This window comes from Fodinibius sp., assembly GCF_034521915.1.
GTDB lineage: Bacteria > Bacteroidota > Rhodothermia > Balneolales > Balneolaceae > Fodinibius.
This window is the reverse complement of sequence record NZ_JAXHLU010000004.1, coordinates 555995-574857: the sequence shown is the minus strand read 5'-3', so window position 1 is coordinate 574857 and position 18863 is coordinate 555995. Positions and strand designations below refer to the sequence as shown.

Below are 18863 nucleotides of genomic sequence, written 5' to 3'. Positions count from 1 at the left end.
CAGAGAGGTCGACTTCGCCAAGGCTCCGTCGACTATAAAATTCGCTTATTTAATACGGCACGGCCAGATCCAGTCTTAAAATATCTTTCTAACTCTTGAGCTTTCTTCTCTGTTTTAACTGCTACAAAAGCTTCCAATTCAAACGGAGCATAGTGTTTCGTTGATTGTACATTCCCTTCATTATGATCTTTTAAACGCTCTTTCAATTTCCCCGAATAGCCAATGTATTGCCAATCTTTTTGTTTACTACTTAATATATATACATACCACATAACTGATCTCCCTTATTTAAAAACAAAAAAGCTTCGCCGAGCAAGCTTTTCCGAGCCTGCTCAACGAAGCCTTGCGCGTAGTTGAGCGGAGAGGGAGGGATTCGAACCCTCGATACCCCTTATAGGGGTATACTCCCTTAGCAGGGGAGCGCTTTCGACCACTCAGCCACCTCTCCAATAAAGAGTCGCAAATATAAGCGCCTCAGCAAATTTTATCAATGGTTAACTTATATTTCTTTTGTGAAATATGGTTATTCTTCCGGATCACTATCAAGGATGTAAATTTGTGCTAAATTTCGTCCCTCTTGAGCATAATCCAAGCCATATCCCAACACAAAAAGTGTGGGAATTTCAAATCCCACATAATCGAGTTGGACATCGTGGTGCGTCGCCTCTGTCTTGTGCAAAAGCGTTACAGTAGCAATAGATTCGGGATTTTTCTTCTGCAGTTTATCAACCAAGTAATTCATCGAAAGACCGGTATCCACAATATCTTCCACCAAAATTACATGTCGGCCTTCGATGTCAGCATCAATATCTTTAAGATCAGTCACTTCTCCCGACGACACTTTTTCATCCCCGTAGCTGCTTAGCTTCAAAAAGTCGACCTCGCAGGGAATATCGACCTGGCGCATCAAATCCGAAAGAAAAATATACGCACCATTAAGCACACCAATAAAAATGGGATCTTTGCCCTCGTACTTTAATGACAGCTCATCACCCAATTCGGCTATGCGTTCATCAAGCTCTTTTTGAGTAAGATATATACTGAATGTTTCGCCGTTACAGCTAACAGTTTCGGGAGTGTATAATGACATGTATTGGAGTAATTACTTAGTTCTCAGGTACCATTTCGTCTCGGAATCGCACTTAACCAATTCCGAAATAGTACCCCGGGATAACTGATTTTTAATTGGCGGAAAGATAAGAGCACAGATCGTTTCTTCAAAAGATTCTATAACAAGCACTTTTTCCTTATTAACAGCACTTACCTTTCGATTCGTCAGGTGCTCGGCAACGGTTTGGTGTCCCTGCATTCCCAATGGCTGCAGCCGGTCACCTTCTTCCCATCGGCGCAGAGTGATAGGCCAGGATATTTTATCGGCATCCATAAAAAGAGCGTTGCCCAAATTGGGATCGGTAAATTGTTCTACTGTTAATACGTGATTTCCAACTTCAACTTCAGAATTCTCCAAGCTGCTGCGTGTAAGTATTCGAGGGCTAAATGCGTTTTTCGTACTACGAGTGATTTTATAATGCTCACGATCCCGAACAATCGAAAATTCTGATGTAATACCAATTCTTTTCCCCGTCTGTAACTTTTCAAGTTCGCTAACGCGATGCAGATTCTGTTGCGAAATTTGAATATCAGGCTCTTTGATCTTGATCAGGTGCAATACCAACGCCCGCTGTAACCCCGGTTCTAATTCATCAAAAAGCTGCTTTTTAATGCCATTACGATCCGAAATGCGATCAGCAATCCATTCCAGTGCGTCTTCATAATTTTGAGACTCTTCTCCTACCCTGAGGATATTCTCTTTCCATCCCGGGAAAAATTCTGCCAGTTTTTCCGTCCATTGATTCCGCAAAAAATTCCGGGCAAAGTTATTTTCTAAATTAGACTCGTCAGTCCGAAATGGGATTCCTTTTTGTTCAGCATAGTTTTCAATTTGTCGGCGGGATACCGTTAAAAACGGACGAAAAAGCTCTCCATCCCACACATCCATACTGCTCCAGCTCGCCATACCTGCACCCCGGAAAAGTTTTTGCAATATCGTTTCTACTTGATCGTCTCGGTGATGGGCCAAAGCAATTCCATCAGCTTCATGCTTCGTAACAAGATCCCTGAAAAAGCTATACCGCACATTACGAGCCCACTGCTGAAAGTTTTTCACCCGTGCTTCTTCGGGATTAACTTCTTTTAGCTCGAATTGAAATCCCCATTCCTCTGCTTTCTCAGCTACAAGTTCAGCATCTTTATCGGATGCTTCTCCTCTTTTCTGATAATTCACATGCGCAGCAATTCCCGAAATATTAAGCTTATACAAACTATGGAGTAAACTCATTGAATCCACACCGCCACTTACGGCAATAATGAAGAAAGGCACCGAACCATCAAATTCGGAATTAATCGAATCTTTAACAGCCTGCTCAATTGGTGACAAGTTGGATCTGCTCATAAGAAAATGAATCTATTCCGCCATCTCTGTTCAACATCAGTAATGCACCGTTCTCATCAATACCTAATAACTTATATAATTCATCTTGCATCTCATCATCAATTTTAAGGCCAACCCATTGTCCGTATCCAATAATATTACGGTTTATCGTCTTTATTAACGATGATTGTTGCTGCTCCCACAATATATATTTGTACTCAATGCGGTTTAGCAGGTCGGCCAAAAATTGTTCGCGATTTATTCCTTCTCCCTTTTCCAGCGAAACGGAGGTAGCAATTTCTTCTAACTCATTAGAAAACTCTTGCTGATTAATATTCAGGCCAATCCCAATAATTAACCGATCAAATGTATTCCCGCTAAAGACCGCCTCTGTTAGAATACCGCCTGTTTTTTTATCGTTCAGGATAATATCATTAGGCCATTTTATAGCCGCACATGATGAACCTACAAACTCATTCAGCTTTTCAACGATTGCCAGTGCGCATGCTAACGTCAGCACGTGGAAACGCCCTCTATCAGCAGGAGTGAATGCAATCGAGAACGTCAGATTTTGTCCCTTTTCAGTTTCCCATTTCCGCTCATACTGCCCCCGCCCACGCGTCTGATGATCTGTCAAACAAAACAAACCATGCTCTATCTCCTCGGATGACAGTTTCTTTAGATAGGTATTTGTTGACTCTAACTCCTCAAAATAACGAATACTGTGCCCCAGCCATTGGGTATCCAGTTGTTGTAAAAAAATTGACTGATCAAATGTTGAGCTCAACGTTCTGAAATATTAATGGTTAAATATTACACTTAGGCCAACTTACTTTTTAACAAATCTATTTTAGCAATGGGAGTAGGATCTACATTACTCAATATTGCCAGATAAAAGCTTGTCCAGTCAGCCAGTTGGATGAGTGAGAACATACGAGTAAGGCGTGTTTGCCCTCTTGTTTCCAAGATATGCAACGAGGAAGTTTGATCTTCTATCAACTCCTCTACAATCTCCATGCGTCGCTGTACGCGGGGATTATCTTCTCTATCAATCAATAAGATAACCGACAATCGACCCGTTAAATGGGCAATACGCTCCCATCCCACAATTTTATTGTGAGTCATTTCGGGAAGGCTATTACCAAAAGAAAGCGTTTTAGCATTTTCGGCAAACTGGTTTTGCCATCTCAAGTTTACCGGTTGCATCATAGTTGCATCAGAATAAATGATGGGGAGACTATCGATAATTTCTTCCGCCAGATTAAGGGCTTCATTGTCATCATGATTAGATAGCACCTCGTTCTGTTCAAACAAAAAACGGGCCGTATCTTTTAACGCTCCATCTCGCTCATCGACTATGCCCAAATACTGGAAAATACGGTACAAGGGGACAAAGCTATATCCCAAAGCAGCTCGTGGCGGCATTCCACCAGGTATTTTTATGTAGTCAAACTCTTCTTTCGTTGCCTGCACCATCAGTTTACCCCCGGCCGTTACGGCAATTATTTGAGCTCCGCGTTCACGAGCGGTTGCTAAAGCCGTAAGGGTTTCTTCGGTAGTACCAGAAAAACTGCATGCTATGAACAGGGTATTTTCATTAACCCACTCAGGAATTTCATAATGGCGAACTACCTTAATGGGATAGGGACTTTGGTGGTAGCAAAAACCTTTTATAAGATCCGGTCCAATAGCCGACCCACCCATCCCAGCAAAACATATGTTGGATATACGTTCTTTATCAATATTTAAATCAATATTCTTTGTACTCTCCACAGCTTCTTTCCACTGCTCGGGGAAGGTGGTTAAAATATCCCACATATTTTGACTGTCGATCGATTTAATGTCCTCCAGATTCATATGTTTTTATTATTTTGTCTCCCAATTCGAAAATATATTATTAATATCATCCAACGTTTCTGCTTGCAATACTTTTCCGGCCAACTGTTGCATATCAGCGTATGAATTCTCCCTCAATAGCTGTTTTACTGATGGCAGTACCACTGCATTCATGCTCAACGTATCAATACCGAGGCCCATCAAACAGCACGCCGAAATAGGATCCGAGGCAAGCTCTCCACATACACTTACCGGCGCCTCATTCCGTTTCCCTGCTTCGGCCACTCCATTGATTAACTGCCAGATAGCCGGATGTCGCTGATCGTACAAATTTGATATTCGTTCGTTCCCGCGATCAACCGCCAAAGTGTATTGAGTAAGATCATTAGTACCAATACTCAAGAAATCTGCATGACGGGCAAAAAGATCAGCCTTCAAAGCTACACTCGGAACCTCTACCATCAATCCCAGCGGGATTTCTTTATCAATATCAACCCCCTCACTCAGTAACTCCTTCTTTACCTCACCAATAATATTTTTAAGCTTGCGGATTTCATTAATCGTTGAAATCATCGGGACTAATATTCGAATTCGCCCAATAAAGTCACCCGATGTTTTATAAATAGCACGCAGCTGATTTTTTAACAGTTTTGGCTGCTCCAATAACATTCTGATTCCCCGCCAACCCAGAAAGGGATTCTGTTCTTTTTCCTCGTCTCCAAAAAACTTATCACCCCCCACATCAAATAAACGTATAGTAACCTGATGTGGAGCAGTCAGTTCAAGAATGGATGCATAAAAAGCAACCTGATGGTCAATATTCTGAAAATCTTTACTACTAAGATATATAGATTCTGTCCGTAACAGTCCTACACCCTCTGCCTGATATTTATTGGCAATACTCAGCTCCTCAGCAAACTCAATATTAGCTTGTAAAGTAAATGGAGTTCCATCAGATGTTTTATTCGGCTTTTGGCATAATGATTCAAAATCAGCCTTCTTTTTACTCTGCTGAGCAATCAAGCTTTCATACTTTTTCCGCGTTTCGTTTTTGGGATAAACAACCACTTCTCCATTGCGTCCATCGAGTACAACTTCATCACCGGAGTTGATAACCTCAGTCGCTTTTTTAGCCCCCACCACGGTAGGAATATTCATCGACCTTGCAATAATTGCTGCATGCGATGTGGCTCCGCCCCGATCAGTAATTAATCCTTTGATATCGCGATTGGAAAATGAGATTATTTCTCGCGGACTCAACTCCCGGGCCACTAAAATCGTACCCTCTTCAATATCATCCCTCTTGTCATGTATAATCTGCAACAAACGGTCGCGAATATCAGAAATATCAACTGACTTATTTTGAAATTCATCTCTATGATTTCGGCGAATTACCTGTAGATAATTTCGAAAAATACTTTCTACCGCCGAATCAACAGGCTTATTATTTGCAGAAATTTCTTGTTCCACCCGATCGTGCAGCTCCGGATCTTTTAAAATGGCAATCTGCATTTGAATGAGATCAGTTGAAGCTTTCAGATCAGTATTATCTGACAATGCCCTGAGTTCCTCCTCAGCTATATCAAGAGCCTCATAAAATTTATGGATGTGGTCTTCAACTTCATCATCGGCGATCTGGGTATCCGAGATATGCGGGCGTACACGCTGGTAAAGACTGGTATTACCAATCACAATACCAGGACAGGCAGGAGCCCCAGAAATATAAATTTCTTTATTATCCACCTGATCATTCATCTCCATCCTCATAAACTTCACCAAATCCATCATCAATCAGCTCGGTAATAGCTTCCGTAGCCTCTTCCTCATCGGGTCCGTCGAGTTCTAACTCAAGCTCGGCTCCTTTTTCAGCTGCAAGCGTCATCACCCCAAGAATACTCTTTCCATTCACTTTATATCCATATAAATGAATGTAAAAATCTGATTCAAATTTTGATGCTAATTTTACCAATGCGGCTGCAGGTCGAGCATGCAAACCGGCATCATTAACAATCGTAACTTTCTTTTTTATCATCCTCTATCATTTCATTTAAATCTTAAAATGACAATTATTAAAGTAACTATCCACAGTTATCAGTTATCAGTTATCAGTTATCAGTTATCAGTTATCAGTTATCAGTTATCAGTTATCAGTTATCAGAGGCTGCCAATTTCTATTGCTCGTGTCAAGCATTAATTTTCAGAAGGTTCATTTCAAACTTTTTGACCTTCAAATTTTCCAATTTTCAACCTCAAAACTTTACACTTAATTTTCCCTTCAACCTTTTAATGTTTACTTCTTATTTCTACTACTGAAAATAATAGATTGTTTACTGACACACTGATTAAGCTCACTGTTACACTCTTCTACTATTAACTGTAGAATTCTTTTCTTAATTTAAGTCTTAAATTTTTAAATCAATACATTTTAAACAACATGTCTGTAACAAAAAAAGACGTAAACTACGTTGCTGATCTGGCTCGATTACAATTGAGTGAAGAGGAAACGAAGTCGCTGGTTAACGATATGAATCAAATCCTCGACTATATGACAACCCTCGAAGAGCTTGACACATCTGATATAGAACCACTTGAGCACGTCATCGATTTGGAATATCGCCTGCGTGATGACAAAGCAAAAGAACCACTTTCTCACGAAGATGCTCTTAAAAATGCCCCTGATGCCGACACCGATTACTTCCGTGTACCGCGTGTAATTGAATAAGAACACCATCTCAGAAACTCCATCAACAGGCTGGTTTCTCGTATGATGGATATTACTTACAGTTCCGAAACACATTTTTATTCTACATAAACCTCCTCTACTTTGAGTAAAAAAGAGCACACCCATTCTTTAAAGGAAGATTTTATTTCAAAGCTGTCAGCCAACAAGAAACATTGGATTTCACTGGCTGTGCTTTTTGTGCTTCCACTATTGCTGTACTCAGCTATATTTTTTGGCGGCAAGCAATTTATGGGTAATGATGTTCTGCAATGGCGGGCCGGTGCAGAATCCGTAATAGAACATATCGACACCTACGGTGAGCACCCGCTCTGGGCATCTAATATGTTTTCGGGAATGCCGTCAACCGTCATTCATAACCCTCATCCACCGCCTAGCATTGATTCTTTCTTCAAATGGATGGGAGGCAAAACCCATCCCCTGGCGTTCTTCTGGATATTATTAAGCGGCGCCTATGTCTTTTTTGTCGTCCAGAAAGTTCGCCCGTTTTCGGCAACTATGGGGGCTATTCTCATTGGATTTACAACTTATCTTCCTATCGTAATTGAAGCAGGTCATTATGCCAAGTTCATGGCCTTTGCGTTTGTCCCCTGGATGTTTGTGGGCTATTATCTAATTTCCCGATCTCAGAAAAAATTATTAGCCTTTTTTACTTTTGCTCTGGCGGTTACGCTACAGCTACGGGCCAACCATCCCCAGATAACCTACTACTTTTTATACCTGCTGGGCTTTTGGTGGATATACGACAGCTGGCTGGCATATAAAAAAGATCAACTTTGGGATTGGGCACAACGCACTGGCATCGCTTTTGGAGCAGGTGTTCTCGGAATTCTCTGTAGCATTGATTTGTACTGGCGTCTCTATGAATATTCGCAATATAGTACTCGGGCCGGATCTACGCTGGAATCAGGTGGTGGAAGTGGTGGACTAACACTCGAATACGCCTTTAGCTGGTCGCAGGGTGTTGGCGAATTGTTAACACTCATAATCCCGGGACTCTATGGCGGATCATCCAGCGAAGCCTACTGGGGACCTAAAGCATTTACCAGCGGTCCGCACTATTTTGGAGCTATCGCCTTTATTTTAGCCTTAATTGGGCTATTCACCTATCGCAAAAAAATAAAATACCTTTTCTTTGGCGTAGGCTCACTGACCCTCCTGTTTTCGCTGGGCCATAACCTGCCGGCATTTAATGAATTTGCATTCAACTATATCCCCTATTTCGATAAATTCCGTGTCCCCGAAACCTGGCTCATTGCAACCGTTTTCTGCTTTGCGGTTTTAGCCGTTTATGGCATTGAAGCTCTTTTTGATATCGCCAAGGATAAACAGAAATCCATCAAAGAATTATATACACCGCTGGGTATCGCTATCGGACTGGGCGTGATTTTCGCCTTCGGCAGCAATGCCTTGCTTTCTTTTGAAAAACCGGGCGAATTCCAGCAATATGCCCAACAAGTAGCACAGCAAAACAACGTATCACCCGATAATCCACAGGTACAGCAGCGGGTGCAAAACTTTATTAACACGCGATTAAAACCCGATCGTAAAGAGATGGCCAGCAGCGATTCTACCCGTTATCTTATTTTAGCCTTACTTGCCGGTGGACTTATTGTTGGCTTCGTAAAACGAAAAGTTAGCAAAGGATATCTGCTCATTGGCTTGCTGGTTCTTACTGCTTACGATATGCTCAGCGTTGACAGCCGCTACGTTAATGAAGATCAAATGGCATCGGATACCCTTGAAGCCGAGCAGATGATCCAACGGCAGCAAACACCCGCCGACAAGTTTGTTATGCAAAATATTGATTCAGGAAATGGTTATCCCTATCGCACTTTTGCCTTGAATCGCAACCCATTTAACAACGCCATTCCCTCCTATTTTTATCCCACAATTGGCGGATATTCCGGGGCAAAGCTGGCCCATTATCAGGATTTAATTGATCATTTATTGATGGATAGCCAAACCGGTTTTAATCACGCTGTATTGGATATGCTGAATACAAAGTATCTCACTATTCAGCAGCAAATTCCTTTTAGTGGATATACAGAAGTGTTCAGCCAAAACAACCAACGGGTTTACCGTAACGATGACGTACTGCCCAAAGCCTTTTTTGTGGATTCTGTTTCCACCGTTGACTCTCCTCAACAAGCTGTTAACCGAATGAAACCTTCAGCTAATTTTGACCCTTCTACAACGGCTATTGTAGAAACTGATGACGCAGTTATTTCATCCGTAGATACTACCGCTCAGGTGACTATAAAAAATTATAAACCCAACGAAATTATTCTCAGCACGTCATCCGAAAAAGATCAGTTTTTAGTACTTAGTGAAATCTACTATCCCGCCGGATGGCAGGCAACAATCGACGGTGAACCTACAGAGATTTACAAAACCAATTTTGTACTGCGTGGCTTACAGGTTCCGGCCGGTAACCATACTGTTCGATTAACTTTTGAACCAACATCCGAAATATGGGGTAGCCGAATTGCCTGGGCGGGACATATTATACTTTGGATTACAGGCTTGGGACTCATAGCACGCCAGGTGGGCTGGTTTAAACAAGCTGACAAAGAAGAATAACGATCAGACACTTATCACGAAGTCGATTGGGAATAAGCCTCACGTATTTGGGCCGGACTGTAAAAGTCAGATAATAAATCATAGTCTTTCCGGTAAAACCGGATCGCTTTTTCTAATGCGCTTTCTGATAAATCTGCTAAGCTAAAAGAGGTGCCTCCTGACTTTTCTGCTCTCATTTGCAGATCAGCCTTGTATCCCTTCAGCATTCTTTTCAGCTCATCCATCTTATCGATTGGATAAATCTCATCTACATATGCCAAACTACCGTTCAAAAACTCGTGCTGAGCACGCGAATGATGTTCAATGATCTTATTTGCCGAGCGATATTCCTCCAATCGCAACACAAAAGTATTCAGGTCGGGCTCAAGTGGCAAGCCCCTTTGATGCAGGATCGACTTACTTTTTTCCAAGTCCCCGAGATCCACGACTCTGTTTCGATAACAGGAAATTAATCGTTTTAATGGCTCTCTAATCACTGTAAAAACGTTATCTTTTTGCATTAACGTATTTATCCCCGTAAAAGCACGGGAACGCTTTTCGTAATAATCATGAATATCCCGATATCCCCACTCATCAGCCCAATCGTAATCAAACTCTTTCCTGTACTCAATTTCGTACAGGGCGTGCTTAATTGTTGAACATGCATTTTTCGGGATGGGAATATAAATCAACGGTTCATCCTGTAGTTCTATAATATGAATTTGATACCCCGGGAAACCAATTTTCCGGAACCCAAACCAGACCAATAGTCGGACTTCGTTAAAAAGTGCTGATATTCGTTTTCTAATAATCATTCCCATAGTTTCTTGATGACTTCATTTTTCATTTCACTCCAATACCGAAATGCCGGGACACATGACCCAAATTCACCAAAAGCTAAAGGTTTCTGTTGTGCCCTTCGGATTTTATATAGCTGGTATTTACGCTGTGATCGGTCAAATTTCTCCTTGTGCTTGTTATAAAACTGAAGGTATCCTTGGAACGAGGAGCTTGTAATCCGTCCCTCTTCATGATCCATGTAAATAGTTTGTAACGGTTTTTGGACGTTACGAATTGGGCCATATTTTTCACAAAGTCGAATCCAAAGATCATAGTCTTGAGCCGCCTTTAAGTCAGGATCAAATCCTCCGACATCCAGCACACGATCGCGCCGTACGAGCACTTGGTTGCCCACTTGATTGGTATAAAGAAGAGTATCCAGATCGATAATCTTTTTCTTTCTCCACCTTGCTTGTCCCTCACTGTGCACCATCACAGTATCCGACGTTACCGCAGCAAAGCAATCATCATAAACAGCCATCAATCCTTGAATGCGATTTTTATGCCATTTATCATCGTCGTCCAAACCTGCTACAAATTCTCCGCTTGAGGCCTCAATTCCCCTGTTCCGTGCCCGGGGTGCTCCAAGCGATTTATCCAATCGGATATATTTTACCGGCACCTGCTCACGGTATTTCTCCATAATCTCTGGAGTATTATCCGTTGATCCATCATCAACAACAATAATTTCCACATTGTCATAAGACTGTACAATAACCGAATCCAATGCACGGGGAAGCAGGTCGGCCCGATTGTGGGTCGTAATAATAGCCGAAACAAGTGGCTTTGAGTCCGCTTTAGCCATTAAAAATTAGGATCTATAATTCGCATTCTTCTGCTAAAAACATATATTTTCAGCCGATTAACAAACAACGTTTACCGTAATCGCCATGCAACCGGTCATTACATTTATCATCTGCTCGTACAACCGGGCCCACTACCTGGATGATACCTTGTATTCACTGTTAAAGAATCAAAACAGTCCCGATTTTGAATTATTGGTAATCGACAACAACTCGGATGACGAAACGCCTGAGGTAGTAAAAGAATATCAAAAATCGACCAATAAAGATGGCAAACCCCTGCGTTATATCAAAGAAACCTCACAGGGACTTTCGCATGCCCGAAATCGGGGAATTAAAGAAGCAAAAAGTCCATATATCGTTTTTCTGGATGATGACATCCGAGCCAGCGAATCGCTGATTCCAGCCTGGATTTCGTTTTATGAACAACATCCCAATGCCATCGCCGCCGGAGGAAAAATACACGTGCAGTTTGATGATCCGCGTCCACCGTGGATGTCGCACTTTCTACTTCCACTACTGGGGCATCACGATCTCGGCAATTCTCTTAAAAAATATCCCAAAAATAAATATCCGTTCGGCGGAAATATGGGATTCAAAAAATCTATTTTTGATGAAGTTGGGTTGTTTGATCCGGACTTGGGACGTAAGGGAAAATCGCTGAATGCCGGGGAAGAAAAGGAACTATTTCGACGAATTCGAGAAAATTACAGCGATATTTATTACGTGCCTAATGCCCTTTTATATCATCGCGTGGATGCAGATCGATTGACAAAAGAATATATCCACAAACAAGCCCTCGGGCTGGGACAAAGTATGAAGTTACAGCTCAAAGAGGCTTCAACCTTACAAAAACTTCAAAACTGGATTTTGGAAACAGCTAAACTGCTCGGCTCATTTCCTTTGGCATTGGGATATCTTGCCATACTGCAGCCATCAAAAGCCATCATGCTGTTTCGATTTAGAAAATGGATCTGGGAAGGATATTTTGAAAACTAGTTTGATAGCTCAACGATATTTTTCAACTCAGGATGCAATTCTTCAATATCAATAATATCCCTGATTTTTGGCCAAATCTTTTTTCGTGCATTTAGGTTACGTTTCTGAAGTACAGCGTGACTTCTATTTGTATTATGAATTCCACTACCCTTCTTATTTGACTGATATAAATAATTTATAATACTATCTGTATCATCAACTCCGATGAAATTACCCAGTTTATTAATTTCACGCTTAGGATTCTGAATTAAAGATGTATGATATACTATTTGATATGTGATTTTACTACCCTCAAGCCCTTTCAGAAGACTATTGTAACTATCTCTCCAATATTTATAAATAACTTCGACATTAATTGCTCCATAATACTCTAAGAGCAATCGATTTAATTCAGCCAAATTACCCCGTTCCATATTTTCTAATATTGATTCGATATTTGCAAAAACATTTCGAATGACAACTAAGACTTGAGCATTATTATCTATATTGGCAATAATTCCCGGATTAAAATTCAGGCGTAACTCTTTAATTACATCAATTTTTGGCTTCTTGCTCTTTTTCACATAAGGCTGTGCTTTGCGATGAAAATTAATTTCTGAAAAATCCCTTGCCGCCTCACTTGCTAATTCTTTCCGAACCAGGAAATTAGAAAACCATAAATCAAACTGCCAAGCAAGTCCATTATTTAGATACTTAGTTAAAAACCAAGTTTTGTGCTTTTTTATATGCTCTAACTCATGCTGAAAATATCTTGCCTTTTCCTCAAAATCTGCAATATACTCAAAACGATCCGGCCATTTTTTAAATCGTGCCGTAATTTCAGACATTGGTTCAACATATACACGAGTATCTGGATGAGCTTCCAAAAGATTTGAGACCCAAGTTGTTGCTGAACGCTCTATACCGAGTATAAATACCATTAAATCAATTCTTCATATAAAAGTTTAAATTTTGAGGCTTCTCCAACCACATCGAACGCTTCCTCAACTCGCTTGCGTCCCCGTTTACTGACTTCTATAACTTCCTTTTCCGAAGCATTCAACAGATCAATCATATTGGAAATAATCTGTTGTACATTAGCCTCTTCTGCCAAAAATCGGTGGTTTTCTTCGGGAATTATCTCGGGTATACCCGAATGAAAAGTGCTAATACACGGCAGTCCAGCCGCCTGGGCTTCTACAAGTACTGTAGGTGTGCCCTCTTTGTCTCCGCTGGATGCCGTCTTACTGTTCAACACAAAAGTATCGGCGTTTTTCAACTGTTCTACAACTTGGGAATGCGGAAGTCGTCCCAATAATTGAACGTGATTCTGTAAATTATTGCGCTGAATATACTCCTCTAACTCTGGTCGCAAATCCCCATCCCCAATAATATTAAGCTGCAGCGCTCGGTCACTGCGATCCAACACCAATTTAAAAGCTTGCAACGTATCCAGATGACCTTTCTTTTCTGCCAAACGACCAATACTTAGCAATTTTGAAATAGGATAGGAAGGTTGTCGGTATTGAATGTTATCAATCCGAGTTCCTAGATGAACTACTTTAATCTGATCTTTTGAGAATCCTACGCCTAGCGCCCGTTCTTTCATTTCCTCTGATAAAACCGTGACATACGAAGCAATATCAGCGAGCTCTTGGTAGGCCTGCTTCCAAAAATCCCGTCGAATAATTTCCGAAATGTCGTAACCATAAAACGTAACTATCAACGGTATATCAAACTCTTTTGCTACTGGTGCCAGCAACACGCCCATCGGCCCAAAGTGAGCATGTAGTACATCCGGCTTTTCATCTAACACCTTCTCCTTAATCCGTTTGCGATATGCCGGCCAGGCAGAAGTTTCAGTATCTCTACCTAAAATATTATCGCGAATAATATTCCAAATTCGGGTTACATTCCACCACGACAGTGATATTTTCGTTACCGGCTCAAAGGGACGTTCCTCTCTGTTCAGGCGGTTAAAAGTAAGAACTTCAACGTCCACCTCTTGATCCTGGAGACTCGTCACATAATCATAAATAAACGTCTCAGAAAGTTTAGAAAACGAATGTACAAAATGAATAGATCGCATCTGCAAAATTTAGAATTCGAAATTTGAAGGGCTTAAATTACATGTTTTGTTTCGTTATAATGAAATTATTTTGATCGAGAATATTATTAACTTCCCACTCTTTTTAAACAAAGCATAGCAGCCTTGGGAATTATTATCAGCCAGAGCATTCGAAATACGATTTTATCGTATTTGGGAGTAGCTTTGGGATTTGTCATTACTATCTGGATGTATCCTAACATACTGTCACCAGAGCAGTATGGATTAACTCGGGTACTGCTTTCACTGGCTATGGTTTCTACGCAACTGGCTAATCTGGGCACCCAAAATACAATTATACGATACTTCCCTTTCTTTCGGGACAAGGAAAACAAACACCACGGTTCTCTTTTCCTAGCCCTTGTCGTCCCATTTATAGGATTACTTCTATTAATAATCATCCTCTACGCCTTCCGTCCACATATCACTCAGTATTTCATTGAGCGTTCAGCCTTGCTAGTTGAATACTACTGGTTAATTCTGCCTCTTGCCGCCTTCATCCTTTTTTTTCACGTCCTTTCATCCTACGTGCGCGCACTTTATGATACAGTAATGTCTTCGTTTCTGATAAACGTAGTAATACGTTTTCTGGCAGCCTTTATTCTCATCCTTTACCTGTTTGAATGGATTACTTTCAACCAGTTTATGATTGCTTTTGTATCTACCTACGGATTCATAATGCTGTGGCTGTTTGTTTACACCCTCCGCAAGTTCGAAGTAAATCTAAAACCAGACTTCAAGTTTCTTCGAAAATCTCTTCTCAAAAATATGGGCAATTACAGTCTCTTTGCATTCTTTGGTGGAGTCGCGTCAATATTGGTTAACAATATTGATATTATCATGCTCAGTTCATTAGCGGGATTAAGTGATACCGGAATTTACGCCATCGCTTTCTATATAGGATCGGCTATTACCATTCCCCGAAAATCTATCTTCCAAATTTCATCACCGGTTATTTCAGACGCTTTTAAAAACAAAAATTTCGACTTAATTGATAAAGTTTATCGTCAGTCAGCGTTAAATCTTATTATCGCCGGGGGACTCGTTTTTTGTGGTGTGATTGCAAATATAGATAACCTTATGAACCTACTTCCATCCGAATACACTGGAGGGATATTGGTGATAATTATAATTGCATCAGCAAATGTATTTGATATGGCATGCGGTGTTAATGGGGCTATTATTCTTAATTCCAAACACTATCGTTTCGATCTTTACTCTACATTAATTCTCATTGTCATTACAGTACTTCTAAATTATTGGTTGATTCCTATCTACGGCATCCTCGGAGCAGCAATAGGAACAGCATCTGCAATTGCAATATATAATATACTCAAATTGTTTTTTGTGTGGATAAAATTCTCAATGCAGCCATTCGAAAAACGTATTTTTCCAGTAATTCTAATAGGCGCAATAACCTTAGGAATTATATTCCAAATCCCAACCCTTTATAACACCTATGCCGACATTTTGATACGATCGATTATTATCTGTGGAATATACTTAGTCCCAATTATCGGGCTAGAAATTTCTGAGCAATTCAACCAGCTTGTTTTTGATTCTATTCGCAATGTCACAAACATCTTTAAGCGATAATTTTTCTCGATATCATTATGAAAGCCATTCAAGTTCAAAATCTCGGAAAAAGGTCATCACTGACAATCGGAGAAGTACAAACGCCGAAACCAAGTTCCAGTGAAATACTTGTGCAAATTAAAGCCACAGCTCTTAATCGAGCCGATCTGCTTCAGCGCACTGGCAACTATCCTCCACCAGAAGGCGCCAGCGAAATATTGGGACTGGAGATGTCCGGCGTGGTAGAACAAGTGGGCGATAAAGTCACAAAGTGGCAACCCGGCGATCGCGTTTTTGGCTTGCTGGCCGGGGGTGGATACGCTGAGTACTGCACCATCCACGAAGATATGGCAATGGAGATTCCGGAGAACCTTTCATTTGAAAAAGCCGCAGCTATCCCCGAAACCTTTTTGACGGCCTTCCAGGCGCTGGATTGGCTGGGCAAACTTCAAGAAAAAGAAACGGTGCTTATTCATGCAGCAGGCAGTGGCGTGGGTACTTCTGCTATTCAGCTGGCTCATCACCTATTTGATGCCCAAATTATTGCTACAGCCGGCAAGCAGCACAAACTGGATACAGCTAAAGAACTAGGCGCTGATTTTGCCTACAATTATAAAGAACAAAATTATGCCAAGGAGATTATCAATGATATTGGTAAAGATTCGGTAGATGTGATTGTAGATTTTATCGGAAAGCCCTATTGGCATAAAAATATGGACGTGCTGGCTATGGATGGGCGCGTGGTATATCTGTCGTTTCTGGGAGGACACAAAATTGAGGAGCTGAGCTTAGTACCTATCCTCAGAAAGCGTTTAACTGTTATGGGATCAACGCTCCGCAATCGATCCGAAGATTACAAAATCAGGCTCACCCAGGCCTTCGCCTCCAAAACACTAACTCTTTTTAAAGATAAAACCCTTGAACCAGTTATCGATTCTACTTACGACTGGACAGAAACCGAGGCGGCTCACCAGCGCATGCAAAACAACAAAAACACCGGCAAAATTGTGCTAACTGGGATGTAATAGAACACAAATGACACAGATCTAACTGATTTAACACAGATTTATAATCCGCGTTATCCGTGTTCCATTTCTGCCAATCCTCTGTTATCTTTGGAGCGAATTATTTTTAAAACTGAACTGATTTATATTCATGGCGCAACCGACTTTTAGCACGCATGTGGGGATGGTGGATATCCTGCCCGGCGAAGTAAAAAAATGGCAAGCACTGGAACGCATCATCCACGAAGAGGCCAAAAAGTTTAACTTTGAGGAGATCCGTACGCCCATCATGGAGCAGACCGAGCTCATCGCTCGTGGCGTGGGTCAACTTACCGATATCGTTTCCAAAGAAATGTTCGCCTTTGAACGCGGTGATGACCAGTACGTCCTGCGTCCAGAGTGCACTGCACCCGTAGCACGCGCATTTGTTGAACACCACCTGGAACAACGCGGTGGCACGCAAAATCTATACTACATCGGACCGATGTTCCGCGCCGAAAAACCTCAAAAAGGTCGACAGCGCCAGTTCCACCAGTTCGGGGCCGAAATTATTGGGGCCGATGATCCCGCTGCCGACGTGGATATTATTGCGCTTATGATGTCAATTTACGATCGCGTCGGCATCAGCAATACCTCTCTGAAGATTAACTCTGTAGGAGATCCCGATAGTCGAAAGGCTTATACTGATGCACTTAAAGATTATTTTCGTCCCCATCTCGATAAGATAAGCGAGATTTCCAAGGAACGCTTCGAAAAAAATCCATTGCGTATTCTGGATTCCAAAGAAGTAGAGGATCAACCGTTTATTGAAGACGCACCGGTAATTACGGACTTCCTTACGGAAGAAACAGAAGCTCACTACGCCCGCGTTAAAGAGCTGCTGCAAGAATTGGAAATCCCCTTCGAAGAAGATCCTCACTTGGTGCGCGGTCTCGATTACTACACGCGCACCGCTTTTGAGCTTATTAGTCCCGATTTAGGTGCCCAAGATGCGCTCGGCGGCGGCGGACGTTACGATCTGCTAATTGAAGAAATCGGCGGACAGCATACCCCTGCCGTGGGATTTGCAGCCGGTATGGAGCGCCTGTTCATTGCTTGCGAAGAGCTCGGTATTGATCTTGTTGAAAAAGAAATGCTGGATGTTTACATCGTCACATTAGGTGAAGAAGCTCGAAAGTGGGGAATTAAACATCTGCCGAAGCTACGCAAGGCCGGACTCTCTGCCTCCATGGACTATATCGGTCGCTCCATCAAAGCACAGATGAAAGATGCTGACCGCGAGAATGCGCGTCATGTTATTATTGTGGGCGGCAACGAACTGGCCGAGGGTAAATTCACGCTTCGGAACATGAAAGCCAGCGAAGAAGAAAGCTATACCTTTGAAGAAATTCTTTCAAAGCTTAGTAGTAACTAAGTCTTCTGCTTGTTAAAGTGAAATTTATTATCATGATTATAATTGATAATAAAACCATCTCGTAATGGATAACGCAGTAAAAGAAGAAGTAATAGAGTGGATCTCTAAGCCTGAAAATGAAGAGCTGTTAGAAATACTGAAACTTATTAAAGACGCTTCTTCAGAAGATTGGTTCGATAATCTTTCTAAAAGTGAAAAAAAATCTATTTCAAAGGGAAAAAGCGATTTTAGCAAAGGAAATACTTTAAGCAGCAAAGAATTTTGGAAGCAGCATGACTAACTCACGAAAAGTGATTTGGTCAATGGAATCATCGAAGAAGATCCAATCTATCAAAAAATATTTGTTAGAAAAGTGGAGTAAGAAAGAAGTCCAGAACTTTTTAAAGAAGCTTCATAAGTTCGAAGAGCTTGTTCTTCATTTTCCAAAACTATATCCGGCCTCTCAAAAACATCCCAAGCTAAGAAAAGCTCCCATAACAAAACATCATTCCGTAATTTATGAAATTAACAATGACACGATCCAAGTGTATACTATATTAGATCACCGACAACAAAATCGTTAAGCCTATTCCT

At 41.3% G+C, this 18863-nt stretch carries 19 protein-coding genes and 1 tRNA gene; 8 read left to right on the top strand and 12 right to left on the bottom strand.

Features of this window, described 5'->3' with window-relative positions:
• Nucleotides 1–32 precede the first annotated feature (32 nt).
• From U5J89_RS05225 to U5J89_RS05190, 8 genes are all read right to left on the bottom strand, one after another.
• Nucleotides 33–272, bottom strand: a complete 240-nt coding sequence (locus tag U5J89_RS05225) for a GIY-YIG nuclease family protein (protein ID WP_322574553.1) — start codon at nucleotides 270–272, stop codon at nucleotides 33–35.
• Between the two features lie 86 nt (nucleotides 273–358).
• A tRNA-Ser gene (locus U5J89_RS05220) sits at nucleotides 359–448 on the bottom strand.
• Between the two features lie 75 nt (nucleotides 449–523).
• Complete coding sequence (gene hpt / locus U5J89_RS05215) at nucleotides 524–1090, bottom strand: hypoxanthine phosphoribosyltransferase (RefSeq protein WP_322574552.1); 567 nt, start codon at nucleotides 1088–1090, stop codon at nucleotides 524–526.
• Between the two features lie 12 nt (nucleotides 1091–1102).
• Complete coding sequence (gene tilS / locus U5J89_RS05210) at nucleotides 1103–2452, bottom strand: tRNA lysidine(34) synthetase TilS (RefSeq protein WP_322574551.1); 1350 nt, start codon at nucleotides 2450–2452, stop codon at nucleotides 1103–1105.
• The gene (locus tag U5J89_RS05205) at nucleotides 2424–3218 is read right to left on the bottom strand and encodes a biotin--[acetyl-CoA-carboxylase] ligase (RefSeq protein WP_322574550.1); all 795 of its coding nucleotides are present in this window, start codon (nucleotides 3216–3218) and stop codon (nucleotides 2424–2426) included. Before U5J89_RS05205 ends, tilS begins: the two co-directional genes overlap by 29 nt.
• A gap of 32 nt (nucleotides 3219–3250) precedes the next feature.
• The gene (locus U5J89_RS05200; RefSeq protein WP_322574549.1) at nucleotides 3251–4288 is read right to left on the bottom strand and encodes a bifunctional phosphoglucose/phosphomannose isomerase; all 1038 of its coding nucleotides are present in this window, start codon (nucleotides 4286–4288) and stop codon (nucleotides 3251–3253) included.
• Nucleotides 4289–4297: 9 nt separating this feature from the next.
• A complete protein-coding gene (ptsP, locus tag U5J89_RS05195; protein WP_322574548.1) occupies nucleotides 4298–6055 on the bottom strand; it encodes a phosphoenolpyruvate--protein phosphotransferase in 1758 nt (585 codons plus the stop codon).
• Nucleotides 6015–6299: an HPr family phosphocarrier protein gene (locus U5J89_RS05190; protein WP_322574547.1), complete on the bottom strand. Its 285-nt coding sequence runs from the start codon at nucleotides 6297–6299 to the stop codon at nucleotides 6015–6017. Before U5J89_RS05190 ends, ptsP begins: the two co-directional genes overlap by 41 nt.
• Before the next feature lie 402 nt (nucleotides 6300–6701).
• Between U5J89_RS05190 and gatC the strand changes: the two genes are divergently transcribed.
• Together gatC and U5J89_RS05180 are read left to right on the top strand one after the other, a co-directional pair.
• Nucleotides 6702–6989, top strand: coding sequence for an Asp-tRNA(Asn)/Glu-tRNA(Gln) amidotransferase subunit GatC (gene gatC / locus U5J89_RS05185; protein WP_322574546.1), 288 nt, complete (start codon nucleotides 6702–6704; stop codon nucleotides 6987–6989).
• Between the two features lie 102 nt (nucleotides 6990–7091).
• A complete protein-coding gene (locus tag U5J89_RS05180; protein ID WP_322574545.1) occupies nucleotides 7092–9590 on the top strand; it encodes a YfhO family protein in 2499 nt (832 codons plus the stop codon).
• Between the two features lie 14 nt (nucleotides 9591–9604).
• Here the strand turns inward: U5J89_RS05180 and U5J89_RS05175 are convergent, their stop codons facing one another.
• Complete coding sequence (locus U5J89_RS05175; RefSeq protein ID WP_322574544.1) at nucleotides 9605–10384, bottom strand: sulfotransferase family 2 domain-containing protein; 780 nt, start codon at nucleotides 10382–10384, stop codon at nucleotides 9605–9607.
• Nucleotides 10381–11214, bottom strand: a complete 834-nt coding sequence (locus tag U5J89_RS05170) for a glycosyltransferase (protein ID WP_322574543.1) — start codon at nucleotides 11212–11214, stop codon at nucleotides 10381–10383. Before U5J89_RS05170 ends, U5J89_RS05175 begins: the two co-directional genes overlap by 4 nt.
• Nucleotides 11215–11299: 85 nt before the next feature.
• Here U5J89_RS05170 and U5J89_RS05165 point away from each other — a divergent pair, with 85 nt between their 5' ends.
• Nucleotides 11300–12211, top strand: coding sequence for a glycosyltransferase (locus tag U5J89_RS05165; RefSeq protein ID WP_322574542.1), 912 nt, complete (start codon nucleotides 11300–11302; stop codon nucleotides 12209–12211).
• Here U5J89_RS05165 and U5J89_RS05160 read toward each other — a convergent pair.
• Together U5J89_RS05160 and U5J89_RS05155 are read right to left on the bottom strand one after the other, a co-directional pair.
• Nucleotides 12208–13131 carry a sulfotransferase gene (locus tag U5J89_RS05160; protein WP_322574541.1) on the bottom strand — a complete coding sequence of 308 codons (924 nt, stop codon included), beginning with the start codon at nucleotides 13129–13131 and terminating at the stop codon, nucleotides 12208–12210. The two genes, U5J89_RS05165 and U5J89_RS05160, sit on opposite strands and share 4 nt — an antisense overlap.
• Nucleotides 13131–14279: a glycosyltransferase gene (locus U5J89_RS05155; RefSeq protein WP_322574540.1), complete on the bottom strand. Its 1149-nt coding sequence runs from the start codon at nucleotides 14277–14279 to the stop codon at nucleotides 13131–13133. Before U5J89_RS05155 ends, U5J89_RS05160 begins: the two co-directional genes overlap by 1 nt.
• A 123-nt stretch (nucleotides 14280–14402) precedes the next feature.
• Between U5J89_RS05155 and U5J89_RS05150 the strand changes: the two genes are divergently transcribed.
• From U5J89_RS05150 to U5J89_RS05130, 5 genes are all read left to right on the top strand, one after another.
• Nucleotides 14403–15893 carry a lipopolysaccharide biosynthesis protein gene (locus U5J89_RS05150; protein WP_322574539.1) on the top strand — a complete coding sequence of 497 codons (1491 nt, stop codon included), beginning with the start codon at nucleotides 14403–14405 and terminating at the stop codon, nucleotides 15891–15893.
• Nucleotides 15894–15910: 17 nt separating this feature from the next.
• Nucleotides 15911–16897, top strand: coding sequence for an NAD(P)H-quinone oxidoreductase (locus tag U5J89_RS05145; protein ID WP_322574538.1), 987 nt, complete (start codon nucleotides 15911–15913; stop codon nucleotides 16895–16897).
• Between the two features lie 130 nt (nucleotides 16898–17027).
• Nucleotides 17028–18290 carry a histidine--tRNA ligase gene (gene hisS, locus U5J89_RS05140; protein WP_322574537.1) on the top strand — a complete coding sequence of 421 codons (1263 nt, stop codon included), beginning with the start codon at nucleotides 17028–17030 and terminating at the stop codon, nucleotides 18288–18290.
• Nucleotides 18291–18354: 64 nt separating this feature from the next.
• Nucleotides 18355–18570, top strand: a complete 216-nt coding sequence (locus U5J89_RS05135) for a hypothetical protein (RefSeq protein ID WP_322574536.1) — start codon at nucleotides 18355–18357, stop codon at nucleotides 18568–18570.
• A gap of 22 nt (nucleotides 18571–18592) precedes the next feature.
• Nucleotides 18593–18853 (top strand): type II toxin-antitoxin system RelE/ParE family toxin, encoded by a 261-nt coding sequence (locus tag U5J89_RS05130; protein WP_322574535.1) that lies wholly within the window; start codon nucleotides 18593–18595, stop codon nucleotides 18851–18853.
• Nucleotides 18854–18863: the final 10 nt, after the last annotated feature.

Coding starts and splice junctions, on each gene's coding strand:
- U5J89_RS05175 (WP_322574544.1), bottom strand. CDS start 10,384: ATGATTATTAGAAAACGAATATCAGCACTTTTTAACGAAGTCCGACTA.
- U5J89_RS05155 (WP_322574540.1), bottom strand. CDS start 14,279: ATGCGATCTATTCATTTTGTACATTCGTTTTCTAAACTTTCTGAGACG.
- ptsP (WP_322574548.1), bottom strand. CDS start 6,055: ATGATGGATTTGGTGAAGTTTATGAGGATGGAGATGAATGATCAGGTG.
- U5J89_RS05225 (WP_322574553.1), bottom strand. CDS start 272: ATGTGGTATGTATATATATTAAGTAGTAAACAAAAAGATTGGCAATAC.
- U5J89_RS05170 (WP_322574543.1), bottom strand. CDS start 11,214: ATGGCTAAAGCGGACTCAAAGCCACTTGTTTCGGCTATTATTACGACC.
- U5J89_RS05165 (WP_322574542.1), top strand. CDS start 11,300: ATGCAACCGGTCATTACATTTATCATCTGCTCGTACAACCGGGCCCAC.
- hpt (WP_322574552.1), bottom strand. CDS start 1,090: ATGTCATTATACACTCCCGAAACTGTTAGCTGTAACGGCGAAACATTC.
- hisS (WP_322574537.1), top strand. CDS start 17,028: ATGGCGCAACCGACTTTTAGCACGCATGTGGGGATGGTGGATATCCTG.
- gatC (WP_322574546.1), top strand. CDS start 6,702: ATGTCTGTAACAAAAAAAGACGTAAACTACGTTGCTGATCTGGCTCGA.
- U5J89_RS05190 (WP_322574547.1), bottom strand. CDS start 6,299: ATGATAAAAAAGAAAGTTACGATTGTTAATGATGCCGGTTTGCATGCT.
- U5J89_RS05160 (WP_322574541.1), bottom strand. CDS start 13,131: ATGGTATTTATACTCGGTATAGAGCGTTCAGCAACAACTTGGGTCTCA.
- U5J89_RS05200 (WP_322574549.1), bottom strand. CDS start 4,288: ATGAATCTGGAGGACATTAAATCGATCGACAGTCAAAATATGTGGGAT.
- U5J89_RS05130 (WP_322574535.1), top strand. CDS start 18,593: ATGGAATCATCGAAGAAGATCCAATCTATCAAAAAATATTTGTTAGAA.
- tilS (WP_322574551.1), bottom strand. CDS start 2,452: ATGAGCAGATCCAACTTGTCACCAATTGAGCAGGCTGTTAAAGATTCG.
- U5J89_RS05145 (WP_322574538.1), top strand. CDS start 15,911: ATGAAAGCCATTCAAGTTCAAAATCTCGGAAAAAGGTCATCACTGACA.
- U5J89_RS05135 (WP_322574536.1), top strand. CDS start 18,355: ATGGATAACGCAGTAAAAGAAGAAGTAATAGAGTGGATCTCTAAGCCT.